This is a genomic window from Magnetococcales bacterium, assembly GCA_015231175.1.
Lineage (GTDB): Bacteria > Pseudomonadota > Magnetococcia > Magnetococcales > DC0425bin3 > HA3dbin3.
The window spans coordinates 1-11522 of sequence record JADGBZ010000097.1; the positions used below are offsets into that span (position 1 = coordinate 1).

Genomic DNA, 11522 nt, shown 5'->3' on the forward strand with positions numbered 1-11522 from the left:
GAGGGGATGCTCCGGGTCGACAACCGTCTCCCGGGAGGCGTGGAGCGTGGTCGCCACCCTCTCGCCCAGCAAAAGCCGCAAACGGGTGCTATCGGGCCGATGCGCATCCGGCAGCAACCGCACGGTCTCCCCGACCCGGATGGGGTGTTTGAAGGCGGTTTTGAGCCACTTCAGCCTCCCCGAAACCAGGCCGCAGGCGACCCCCCTCTCCAGGGCCCACAGCAGGCCATGCACCCCATGCACCACCGTGCTCCCGAACAGCAGTCTGGCGCCGATCTCCGGATCCAGGTGCATGGGATTGAAATCACCGGACAGTTGCGCAAACTGCTGCTGATCGTGGGGGGTGAAGGTGCGTTGCATGGGTCAGGACGCAGGCTGAAAGGGCTCGGTGCAGCGACAGACCTGATCATCGTCATGCTGGCCATCGGAAAAGCGCAGAACCAGGAGCATGAGGTCACACGGCAGCCGAGCCGTCATGGATCCAAACCCCCAGCCTCATCCATGGCAATGGGAACTTGGGGATCTTTCCATGCTGACACCGGTAGCCGCCACAGGGACTCCTCCCCTTCGTTGCCCAGGTGGTGAAAACCGAGTTTGCCATAAAGCTCCCGGACCAGGGCGTTGCGGGGTGTCGGACGATAACGACCCCTCAGGGCCACCATGCCGCGCTCCCGGGCCCAGCGGACAAGTTGCCCGCATACCGCCTCCTCAACCCGCCGGCCAATGACCCGGCAACTCATCAACCATGTGTCGATCTCCCACTCCTGTCCCAAGGTGCGGCAGATGACCACGCTGATCAAACCGTGGTCGTCGAGACGATCCCTCAGCCGGACCTGCATGGTGGTCGCGCCGGGATCCCGGGTCAGGGCTGAGGTCTCTGTCTCGCTGTAACGAACGGTGGATGAACTGATTGGCGACGCGGGAGAGATTCCCCTTTATCTGGACCCGGAGCTGGCACACGCCCTTTTTCCCGACCTGTTGCGCGTTTTGGGGCCGGCGCAACTGGCCATGCTCCTCGCCACCACCCGGCTTGTCGGCATGGTCTGCCCGGGCATGGAGTCCCTGTTTTGTGCGCTCTCCCTGACCTTTGCACCCCACACCACCCCGGATCCCCCCGTGTTGAACTATCAGGTGCCAGGCTGGGACGAGCGGTTCTCCCTGTTGTCGATCCAGGTTCATGGTTTTGGATGCACCGGGATGGTGAACGCCATGCTGCGTCCCCGGCCTGATCACGACCTTTGACAGCCTTGCCGAACCCCGGAGAGGTGATCGGCCAATAAATTTTTGATCCGGGCAAATCCCGGGTGGTTGTCATCCATGCAACCGTTGATTTGCGCAAACATGATTGCATTGATCTCTTTTTGCATGTTCGCAATCATGTCAAAGCTGAACCCCTGATCGTAAAGATAGGCGACGTGCCACAGGCTGGTGTCGGGGTCCACCAGGACACTGTTTTTGACCTCCAGCATCATCGCCAATTTGTGGGCATTGGCCTGATCGGAGTTCATGGTAGCGTGTTGCCACCGGGAGCCGGAGCCGGTCAGGTCATACAACGCCCGGTCGCGATGCACCGGGGTGTTGGTCTGGTAGTAGAACTCCTTCAAGGTAAAAAAGTCGATGGCATTGTTTTCGATAAAGGCGATATTGTCGCGCAGGGTTTCACTGGTCTCCCCCGGGAACCCCAGAACGAAGGCGGCCATGGTCTTGATGCCATGCTTTTTGAGGTGGGCCAACCCCCGGGCAAACTGGGCGGCACGTGCTTTTTTGTTCATATTTTTCAGCACCGTATCGTTGGCCGATTCCAACCCCAGATAGACCCCCCGACAACCCGAGTCCCGCATGCGTCGCGCCATGTCGTCGTCGATGTACTGCACGCGCAGAAATGAAAACCATTCAAAGTCATGACGGCTGAAGAGATCGCACAACGCCGACCAGCGTTCCTTGGGTACATTGGGGGTGTCATCCAGCCAGATGATCCGATCCACCCCCGGACGTGCCAGGGCCGATCGCACATGGGCATCCAGATTGTCGATCTCCTGATCGTGAAAGCCACGGGCAATCTCCGGATAGGAGCAAAAGGCACAGGAGAAGGAACATCCTGCCGAGGTACGCAATTGGAGCGTGCGATGGACAAAGGGGAGGTCCAGTTGGTCCCACACGGCGGGGATATTTCCCAGGATCGGCGGATGCCAGAGTGAACCACTCTGCCCCGTGGTCCCGCTGTGGTTATGGAGAAGATTGGCCACATGGTCCGGCTGACCCCGGGCTCCCTGCCGGTACCAGGTCAACAACGCCACCAGATCCCGCTCCGGATTGACCGCCGACAGCGCAAAATGGATGCCGTATTTGGCCATGGTTTTCAGGAATGACCCGGGAGCGCCATTATTGACCTGGTCATGGACAAAGGCCCCCCCCATCACAAAGCGGGCTTCGGGGAACCGATCCCGAATTTGCCGGGTGAGCCGCCGGGTCTCCGTCCAGTTGAGGTGAAAGGTGGTGGAGATGCCCACCAGGGGAGGCGGATCGGAGGATGCAAACAGTTCAGCAAAACGGTCGGCCTCGGCATCGAAATTGTTGATGACGGCACACTGAAAACCCAGGGGCAACAGATAAGCCGCCAGATGGATGCCGGAAAAACCCGGCAGGTTCCAGACGCTGTGCATCTCCCGGCGCTGGGCAAAACCCGCATCGTTCCAGGAGACACCCCGGCCCAACATGTTCAGAAGATCGGTATGGAGCCGAAACCCACCCTGGTAATATACCGTCCTGGGAAAAACCAGATTGGCATAGACCGCAAGCTGGTCCAGGGGAAAAGAGGAGAGCTTTCTCGTATCGACCTGCTCGGACTGGGTGATGATGATGAGATCGAGACGGGATACGGCCATGGGAATCTTTCCGCTGGTTCAGGGTTTACAAAGGATTGGCCCGGGAAGTTTCGGTCATGCCCAGGGCTGCGCGCACCTCTGGAAGCAGCAACCGGGCAAGGCGTTCATGACCGGCATCGCTCAGATGTCCAATATCTCCCAGAAACAAGGATTGTATCTGGTCACGGGGCACGGTTTGGAAATCTTTGGCGGCATCCACCACCTTCACGTTTGGCGTCCGCGCCAGACCCCGCAACATGGCGTTGATCCGTTCAAAATAACGAAACAATGTCGGCACACTGGCAGAGTATTCCGTCATCCCTACAAATGCTTCCGGTGTAAAGGGCGTCTGGGCGTGAAAAAAGGTTGGCAAGGTCAGGAGCAGTATCCGGGTTTGCGGATGGCGATGAAAAAAATCCACCAATTGGGTCTCGTAACGATCCACGGCCCGGGGATCCTCGGGGGGATGAAAACGGTCCGAAAGCACAAACGGTTGAAAAAAAAGTTTGATGAACAGGATCTTGAACAGGTACGACACGCGAACCATCCTGCTGATGGTCTGGTAATAGTCGCTCTTCATGAGCGCATTGCCAAGAGCGTCCCAGCCGGTGTAGAGGACGAGAATGCGGGGAGAAAACCGGACCAGATACGTCTCGTACAACCGCATGCTCCCGGCGAGCTCCATGGAGGGCACGCCGGCATTCAGGACCGCAACTTTTTCTGCTGCCAATTGTTGAGCAATCCGTCCGGCATGCGTGGCATCATCGCTGGCAACGCCCCAACCAAACACGGTGGAAGCCCCCAGGACCACCACCACCCGTCCATGGGCCAAGGCTTCCGGATCTGGATCCCTTCCCCGCAACCCCAACCCGTTTGTATGCAACATGTCTCCTGCCGTGCAGTACGTCAGGAAAGGGGGTTTGCCGGGACCGACATCCGGGTTGGAACAGGTTTCCAATGGATTGTAACCTGACCACGCATCCTGCCATGTCCGAAAATCGAGGATTGGAAATCCCGCTTCGCTCTGATGTTTCATGAAGATGGCAACCCGAGCGGCACCTTCTCCCCATCCCAGAACGAACAGGATCAGGGCCAGGATCAGGATGGGAGAATTCTGATTATCTGCGGCAATTCCCATAGGAAAATCGATCCAGATGACAAGATAATGGTCACTGTCCAGCGCCCATGCAAAAAGAGCCTGGACATGTTTTGGGCCTTTTTTCCAACAGCGCAAAAAAGGCCTGGGAGATTGCCCGGTCTTTTGCCCCTTTGAGACTCCCCTCTCTGGGCATGATCCGGTATGATTCCGGAAAGAGTACCATAACAGGTGACCTGGGGAAACACGATGAGCGCATGGAAAGCGATGGGCTGGGTCAGACCGATCCTGGCCATGTTGGCTGGAGTTCTTGGCGTTGGGGGGTTCGCGCCCGTTTCAGAACCAGCCTGGATGGTTTTGGCCTTGGCCATTCTGATCCGCCTGCTTGAAGGGGTCACCTGGCGGCAGGGGCTCGTGGCGGGTTTCTGTTTTGGTCTGGGCCATTTTTCTCTGGGGTTCTCATGGCTCCTGACCAGCCTCCACGATAACGGGGGCATTCCCTGGGTTCCATCCTACCTGGTCCTTTTTCTTCTGGCTGCGGTCATGGGAATCTATCCGGCTTTGTTTGGCGCGGTGCTTCCTTTGTGTGTGCGCCGTCCTCTGACGGCCATGCTCGCGGCGCCGGCCCTGTGGACCATCACCGAATGGTTGCGAACCTGGGTTTTTACCGGCTTTCCCTGGAACCTGGTCGGTTATGTCTGGTCCCCCTGGGAAACAATCCTGCAAGTTGCTGATTTAGGTGGTGTTTTTCTTCTATCCTGGCTGACCGTTCTGCTGGGTTCCGCCCTCGTTGTGCCGCTGCGGCGACCTTTGACATGGGGCGTTCCTCTGTTGGCCCTGGGCCTCGCGGGGATCTCTCTGGCCGCCGCGCATGGATATGGCGTCTGGCGGCTAGACACGCTGAGCCGCTCCATGCAGTCATCTGGAGCGCCCCCACTGAAAGCTGCCCTGATCCAAGGCAACATTGCGCAAAACATGAAATGGATCCCGGAAAATCTTGACCAGACGATGAAGACCTATTTTACCCTGACCCGGGCCGTCTCCTCCCCCGTGGACATCGTGGTCTGGCCGGAGACTGCCGTACCCTTTTTTTTGCAGCTTAACCCGAACTATCAGGAGCGGTTGGGCCATCTCAGCGCCCATATGCGCGCCCCCATATTGACGGGCGTACCCACCGCCAACCCGGAGGAGCGCCATGGCGAGCGGACTTGGCGTTTTTTCAACAGCGTCATCATGATCACCGGCAAAGACGCCATGGATCGCCGCTATGACAAACATCACCTCGTTCCCTTTGGAGAGTTTATTCCGGCCCGCTGGCTGGTGCCAAAATCCATTGAAAAATTGACCGGTGGCGGCGATGACTTCATTCCCGGGCCCGGGCCTTTTCCCATGCCTTGGGAGAAGGGCGATTTGGGAATCCTGATTTGCTACGAAATTATTTTTCCCGAAGAAGTGCGACAACTTGCTGAAGCCGGCGCCCGTTGGTTGATCAACGTGACCAATGATGGTTGGTTCGGCGAGGCCGCCAAGCCGCAACATTTGGCCATGGCCCGCATGCGCACCATCGAGACTCGTCTTCCCCTGCTTCGGGTTGCCAACACGGGCATCTCGGCGGCCATCGACGCCAGAGGCCGGGAGCTGGCCCGCATCTCCCCCAACCAGCGCGACCACGTCTTGGCAACCATCCCGCCGGCGCCTGCTGGCACGACCTTCTACCGTCGCATCGGGTCAACCTGGATGGCTGTCTTTGCCGTTTTGCTGTTGTTTGCCTGGATCCACGACCGCTCCCCGCGCCTCATCCGCCCTACCCGGTGAATCCCATCGCCATAAAAAGGTGTTTGTCATTCATGAAAAGTCGCCCCTTCAACACATTCGGGATACCACTCGCCATTCCCGTCATTCTGCTCATCGGTGGTTGCAGTCTGCCATGGCCCTTTGCATCATCTCCCGATCCTTTGGCCGGCGCCCCTTCCGGTCAGACCGAAAACGTGACCGACAGTGCTCATCCAAAGCCCGCCAGGCCGTCCGAGAATTCCAGCAACAGTCGCAACATCGACATATTTGGAAGCGGTTCCGGCAACAGAGGCCGTGTCGGCGAGACAGATGCAGGGGTTGGGTTTATTCAGGATGATCGTCCACTCCGTGACCGTTTGGCCGATATCCAGATGGAAGATGCCATTCAGCATTTTTTTCAGGAGCGCGTCACCAAACCAGATCAATTTGTCCATGCGGATGTATGGGAGGGTCGGGTTCTTCTGACCGGAAATCTGGACGATCCTCCACCAGGATTTCAAAAGGAGGTGCGTCGTTTTCTGCGTGCCCACCCGCACATTCGCATCTTGTACGACCATACATCCCCCAACTCTGTCGTTGATTACACCTCCCCGGAGAGTGCTTCTGCACGCCACGCCCCCTCCTCCGACCCAAGACCTCTCCCGCAGGGCGCTTCTGCACGCAACCCTCCCGCTCCCGGCCCAAAACCTCTCCCGCAGAGTGCTTCCGCACGCAACTCTCCCGCCTCCGGCCCAAAACCTCTCCCGATGGGAAAACTCCCTGACCTGGCGAACGGAACAGATGCCACTCCTGCCGATCTGACCGGCATCGAGGAGCGGCTGGCCCTGACCCGGGGTATCCGTCCTGCCAATTACCGTTGGCGCATTCAGGGAGGCACCGTGTTCATTCTGGGGCGAGCCGTCAACCAGGTTGAAAGGGACCGCGTCGTCAGCCTGTTCCAAAGTGCGCCGGGCGTTGTGAAGATTGTGGATTACATTCAGATCAAGGGGGATTGACCGAACCGCAACCACAGCCGCCCCCTGCCACGGCCTTTGATCATCATTTTGGCCACTCGTGGGCATCGCGCAAACAGCTCTGCTGATCGCAGGGCGTGCAGGTGCGTGGCATGGGGCAAGAGAGGTGGTCAGGCCTCCCGCCAGAGGGGAGAGTTTTCCAGAACAGCGGCATCCGCCCCGACGCTGATGACTGCGGCCAGGTGTTCCAGCAGCTCCGCCCGGGGATCCTGTTGTTGTTTGGCCCAGGCCACATGATCCGTCAAGTCCCAACCCGGCGAGCGGGCGCCGCTGCCGATCAACGCCTTGAGTTCGGCCAAGGCCCGGGGGTGGTCGTCCGGGGCATGGACCAGGGCATAATAGCGCAACTCCACCTGCAACTCCTGCCCTCCGGGCGCCAGATCCAGGGCTGCCCGCAACCGCGCCAACCCTTCCTCCCGCCGCCCCCGGGCAAGCAGGAGGCCGGCAAAATTGCCGTGGTTATTGGCGTCTCGTGGATCGGCGTCGAGGGCGCGCCGGTAGAGCTCTTCCGCCCGCTCCATGTTCTGGCGGACGGTCTGCATGAACACGGCAAACTTGCCGAGGATACGGGCGTCTCGTGGATCGGCGTCGAGGGCGCGCCGATAGAGCTCTTCCGTGCGATCCATGTCCTGGCGAACATTCTGCGTGAACACGGCAAAATTGCCGAGGTTGTGGGCATCTTGTGGATCGGCGTCGAGGGCGCGCTGGTAAAGCTCCTCCGCGCGATCCATGTCCTGGCGGACCTCATGCATGAACAGGGCAAGCTTTCCAAGGTTTGCAGGATCTTTCCCGGCAACCGTGATGGCTCTCTCCAGGGCCTGGGCGGAACGCGCATCATCCTTGAATTCACTGTGTAAATCCTTGGCCATGCTGAACCAATACTTGAACCACGCCTCCCAGGAGGGGTAAAGCTTCTCCCCGGCCAGGGGGGCGGTGAGAAAGCGTCTTACCCCCTTCTCTCCTGCCAGGAGCCTCGCCCACTCCTTCTGATGGGTGAAGAGGAGCGCCAGGAGCGTTGCCTCATGCTTCTCTTCCAGGGCAGAGAATTTTTGACGCTCTTCGTCGAAAATGTCTTGCAGTTGATCCACCTGGATCTGGGAGAGCGATGGGGCGTTCCGGCAGATATTCTCCTTCTCCTCGCCGCTCAGGGAGATGGACCAGGACAATCTGTTCAGGAAGAGATCCTTGTCCACCCTGATGCCGGCGGCGAAAGTGAGCAACTCGTCCCGTTTGTCGGCGCGGGCTGCGGCATCCCACTCCAGAGGCAAGGGCCAATCCCAGCGGGGCAGGCCCACCATCGGGTTTTTGCGTGGCGGTTGACCGAAGCGCCTGAACTCCTCTTGCAGCGCCGGCGCCAGAAAGTCGCCGAATGCGAGAAGCTGCTCCTTGACCTCTTCGATGACGCCAGCCGTTCTGCGACTTCCTTCCAAAAGGCGGGCGACCTCGCGCACCTCCTGGACATAACGCAGATAGGGATGGGTGATGGCCAGCGGCACATCACCCGTGGCCAAAAGGGGGGTGTAGTGCAGCAGGGAGATTGTGGGTGGGCTCTCCCGCACCCCGCTGGCCTCTTCGCGCATCGCCTCCTTGATGATGCGTTCGCACTCCTGCCTTGCCGCATGCACATGGATGTCATCATCGTTGAGCGGCACCGGCGAGAGGACCAGTTGCAGGGCGCCGGGAAATTCACCAAGCGCGATACGATCCTTGAGGATCGCCAACAGGTGACGCATACCCTCCCGGTTTTGGTCGTTGAGCCCGGCCACCAGAACCATACGGTCGGAGAGATAACCAAGGGCCATCTCCAGGAGTTCGGGAAACCCGGTGCGGCAATCGATGAGCACCCGGTCGATGCCACGCCCCTCTTCCCAGGGGTTCTCCTGCGGGGCTCCCGGATCTGCCGCCACATCGGAGGCACGCCAGTTGGCCAGGTCGGTCTTGATGGCCAACGCCAGGGCGCGCAACGCAAGTTCATCCGGGGTTTCACTCTCCCCCCAGCCAGCTTCGGGGGGAATCCGCTCCGGCAGACTGCCCCGAATCAGGTGGGGAGGGCGGGGAGCTTTTGCCTCATCGGTCGCTTTTGCCGTAGCTGCCACCGGACGACTCCCTGCGCCGGGATCCTGGCGATCCCGTATGGCATCGATGGCCAACAAACGCCCGCGCTTTCCCGATTGCGCCCCCCACGGAATCTCACTTTGTGGCAGCCCATCTGGACCCGGACGGAACACCTCCCGCATCAACAAGTGCGGTGGCATGATGTACAGTTGGTCTGGACACTCGGCCCGGCCCTTGAAATAAGCATCCAAAAGATCATTGAAACCGTTGCCACGCCCCTCCTCATACAGCCACTCCCCCAGCAGTGGTGAATAAGAGAGACCCGGTGCGGCCAGATCCATATCGATCATCAAGACGACTTCGCCCTGCTCGGCCCAATAGGCCCCGACATTGGCCATCAGGGCCGTGCGCCCGACACCTCCCTAGAAGGAAAAAAAGCTGTAGACTTTCATTGGAGTGTGGGGAACGCCTCAACGGGATTCACTGTAGCGTTTGACCTTGCGGGGATGCCCGTCTCACGGAGAACATCTCCTTTTTTGGCGGGGGCACCTGGACAGTTGGCAAGAGGGGCGTTTTTTGCGCAGGGGATGCATCTTCAGGCGTTCTCCCGGGCGCAGGTGAGAGTTTATTCGGAAACGCCAAGTCCAGTGCTACAGCGATCTTCCGCTCTCCACCAACTGCCACGGATGGCGAACCGGCGGCCCGTGCAGCAGGTTTCAACAGCTCTTCACCAACCGCTATGGGCTGCAAACCGGCGACCTGTGCAGCAGGTCTCAACAGCTCTTCATCATTCGCCGCAGGCTGCACACGGTCGGCACAGCGGCAGACCTGATCGTCATGCTGCTCGCAAAAACTGCGCCTGAGGCGTCTGACGCCGGCAAAGAACGCATCAAAGGAGGAGCCATCCGGAACGTAGGGCTGCACCGCCAGGTCGAACAAGGTTTTAAGCCGATCCGACTCTGCCCCCTCTCGTTCATAAATGGCAAGGCCGGTAAACTCATAAGCCCTGACCTTCCATTCTGGATCCTGTTCGGGGGCGGTCAAGGCAGCCAACCAGCCGATCTCTATTCAAGCGGTCCAGAGCATCGTACCACGCATGGGAGTCCTGTTGATATCGCCGATAGCGGCAACCGGTTTTTCTGCCCTGTGCCAGGATTTTTTCGGCAGCATCCTGGCGCAGAGCGTCCAGTTGCGCCAAAGATCCAAAAACCGCCAGGACAGACATGTCGCGCAGCGCCGGCTCGGCTTCCTTCAGCAGGACGGGAAACCGCTCTTTTTCTTTGCGGGGATCCACCGGTGTGGCCACTGTCACCGGGGTGAGCCCCTGCCAGGGAAAGGGCTCGCCACAGAGCGCCGCAAAGGCCGCCAGAAAGGCGGGTCGGGCGACGAAGGCCATGCCATCGGCTGGGGGCAAGGGGAACCTCTTTTTCCTGCAAGGCGGTGATGAAACCTTCCTTCAGGAGGGAGGCTATCTCCTCCTCGCCATGGAGGAGGGGTGACCCCGCGCCGAGGGGAGGCGCAGAGCTGCCATAAGGCAACGGATCCTCGGAAAAGCGCAGAACCAGGTGCATGAGGTCGCACGGCGCCAACACGGAGCCGGCAAAGCCAAACACGGGCAGGAGACTTGAAGCTGTCATGCGCTGTTCTCGCTCATCCACGCGATGATCCTCTCCTGCAAGGCGTTGCAGGGTGATTGCAGACCGGATGGAGCCAGGGGAGGTGGAAGCGGGGGGACTCCACGCGACCTCGGAAAACGCGGCTCTTTTCCTTGGATGTCGGTAAGCCGCTGCACGGTATCATCCCAAACGCCCCTGCGGCAACTCCAGAAGAGCAGGCCCCGCTCCAGCGGAGGTCTGTCGGCGAGGCGTATTTCCCAGGTCCAGGCACGCCTGTCCTCGTTTTGAAAGAACTTGTACGGCAGGTTTGGGAGCGGAGGCGGCGGATCTCCCCAGGCGCTTGTCCGATCTGGTGGGATATTCTGTAAATAAGGCTGAACCTGTCCCCCGTAGCACTGGTCGAGAAATGTTTTGAACGCACTGCGCCACTCGGCATTCTCGACGCTGGTGGCGGCAATGAAAGCGCAAGAATCCCTGCGCCTGCTCTCTTCGATCAGTTCGTCGGTCGACTCTTGATGGATGAAGGGGTGCATGCCTCCCAACAACACCCCACCGGTATCGAAAGGATTGGCCAGCCACTCCTGGCCCTGTTCATGTTCCGACCCATAGGCAAAAGCGAAGTTGCCGAACTCCTTATGGGCCAAGCCGGCGTAGTAATAGCGCGAAATCGGCATGTTAAAGCCATGCCGGGCACACTCCTGCTCGATCTCGAATGCCTTTCCATACTCAATGGCATAACGCCCCCAACATCCCCCTTCCAGCACAGCCCAGAACGCATCGTCTTTCGCCACAGTCACCAGAGGAATCACCTCATGGGCAGGCGGTTTTTCACGGTCGGGTGACAGATCCTTCAGGGTGGTGTCATAGCGCATGGGGGGCGCCGGTAAACCCGCAGATCAGCCGGGATCCTGGGTGGTGGGATTCGTCTTTGGAGTCTGGAAAACTTCGTCCAGGGTGTTGGCACGCAGGATCTGAAGACTCCATTTTTCCAGAGTGGTGCGCTCGGCCCGGTGGATCTTTCTTTGAGTTTCTTCGGGCAGCTCGCCAAATTTTTCCTTTAGTTGCAGAAGGAGGAGCGATGTCA

At 59.5% G+C, this 11522-nt stretch carries 12 protein-coding genes; 3 read left to right on the plus strand and 9 right to left on the minus strand.

All coding sequences use genetic code 11. From position 1 onward, the window contains the following. The coding region (locus tag HQL63_14515) for a MaoC family dehydratase (GenBank protein ID MBF0178039.1) at nt 1-360 on the minus strand (360 nt) is incomplete at its 3' end. A 113-nt stretch (nt 361-473) separates the two neighbouring features. After that, complete coding sequence (locus HQL63_14520) at nt 474-839, minus strand: hypothetical protein (protein MBF0178040.1); 366 nt, start codon at nt 837-839, stop codon at nt 474-476. A 58-nt stretch (nt 840-897) separates the two neighbouring features. Between HQL63_14520 and HQL63_14525 the strand changes: the two genes are divergently transcribed. Continuing rightward, a complete protein-coding gene (locus tag HQL63_14525; protein MBF0178041.1) occupies nt 898-1242 on the plus strand; it encodes a hypothetical protein in 345 nt (114 codons plus the stop codon). Here HQL63_14525 and HQL63_14530 read toward each other — a convergent pair. Together HQL63_14530 and HQL63_14535 are read right to left on the minus strand one after the other, a co-directional pair. Next, entirely contained in the window at nt 1230-2885 is a 1656-nt protein-coding gene (locus HQL63_14530) for a radical SAM protein (protein MBF0178042.1), read from the minus strand. The genes HQL63_14525 and HQL63_14530 overlap by 13 nt on opposite strands. Nucleotides 2886-2910: 25 nt before the next feature. Further along, nucleotides 2911-4002 carry an SGNH/GDSL hydrolase family protein gene (locus HQL63_14535; protein MBF0178043.1) on the minus strand — a complete coding sequence of 364 codons (1092 nt, stop codon included), beginning with the start codon at nt 4000-4002 and terminating at the stop codon, nt 2911-2913. A 207-nt stretch (nt 4003-4209) separates the two neighbouring features. Between HQL63_14535 and lnt the strand changes: the two genes are divergently transcribed. Together lnt and HQL63_14545 are read left to right on the plus strand one after the other, a co-directional pair. Beyond that, nucleotides 4210-5775: an apolipoprotein N-acyltransferase gene (gene lnt / locus HQL63_14540; protein ID MBF0178044.1), complete on the plus strand. Its 1566-nt coding sequence runs from the start codon at nt 4210-4212 to the stop codon at nt 5773-5775. A gap of 32 nt (nt 5776-5807) precedes the next feature. After that, nucleotides 5808-6749, plus strand: a complete 942-nt coding sequence (locus HQL63_14545) for a BON domain-containing protein (GenBank protein ID MBF0178045.1) — start codon at nt 5808-5810, stop codon at nt 6747-6749. Between the two features lie 128 nt (nt 6750-6877). Here HQL63_14545 and HQL63_14550 read toward each other — a convergent pair whose 3' ends face one another. The 5 genes from HQL63_14550 to HQL63_14570 all read right to left on the minus strand — a co-directional run. Next, entirely contained in the window at nt 6878-9220 is a 2343-nt protein-coding gene (locus HQL63_14550) for a hypothetical protein (GenBank protein MBF0178046.1), read from the minus strand. Nucleotides 9221-9302: 82 nt separating this feature from the next. Beyond that, complete coding sequence (locus tag HQL63_14555) at nt 9303-9866, minus strand: hypothetical protein (protein ID MBF0178047.1); 564 nt, start codon at nt 9864-9866, stop codon at nt 9303-9305. Next, nucleotides 9820-10236, minus strand: a complete 417-nt coding sequence (locus HQL63_14560; protein ID MBF0178048.1) for a hypothetical protein — start codon at nt 10234-10236, stop codon at nt 9820-9822. The genes HQL63_14555 and HQL63_14560 overlap by 47 nt, the downstream gene beginning before the upstream one ends. Nucleotides 10237-10455: 219 nt before the next feature. Further along, entirely contained in the window at nt 10456-11310 is an 855-nt protein-coding gene (locus HQL63_14565) for a hypothetical protein (GenBank protein MBF0178049.1), read from the minus strand. Between the two features lie 24 nt (nt 11311-11334). Next, nucleotides 11335-11522 (minus strand): DUF4351 domain-containing protein (locus HQL63_14570; protein MBF0178050.1); only part of this gene is annotated, 188 nt, incomplete at its 5' end.

Coding starts and splice junctions, on each gene's coding strand:
- HQL63_14520 (MBF0178040.1), bottom strand. CDS start 839: ATGCAGGTCCGGCTGAGGGATCGTCTCGACGACCACGGTTTGATCAGC.
- HQL63_14530 (MBF0178042.1), bottom strand. CDS start 2,885: ATGGCCGTATCCCGTCTCGATCTCATCATCATCACCCAGTCCGAGCAG.
- HQL63_14535 (MBF0178043.1), bottom strand. CDS start 4,002: ATGGGAATTGCCGCAGATAATCAGAATTCTCCCATCCTGATCCTGGCC.
- lnt (MBF0178044.1), top strand. CDS start 4,210: ATGAGCGCATGGAAAGCGATGGGCTGGGTCAGACCGATCCTGGCCATG.
- HQL63_14545 (MBF0178045.1), top strand. CDS start 5,808: ATGAAAAGTCGCCCCTTCAACACATTCGGGATACCACTCGCCATTCCC.
- HQL63_14550 (MBF0178046.1), bottom strand. CDS start 9,220: ATGGCCAATGTCGGGGCCTATTGGGCCGAGCAGGGCGAAGTCGTCTTG.
- HQL63_14565 (MBF0178049.1), bottom strand. CDS start 11,310: ATGCGCTATGACACCACCCTGAAGGATCTGTCACCCGACCGTGAAAAA.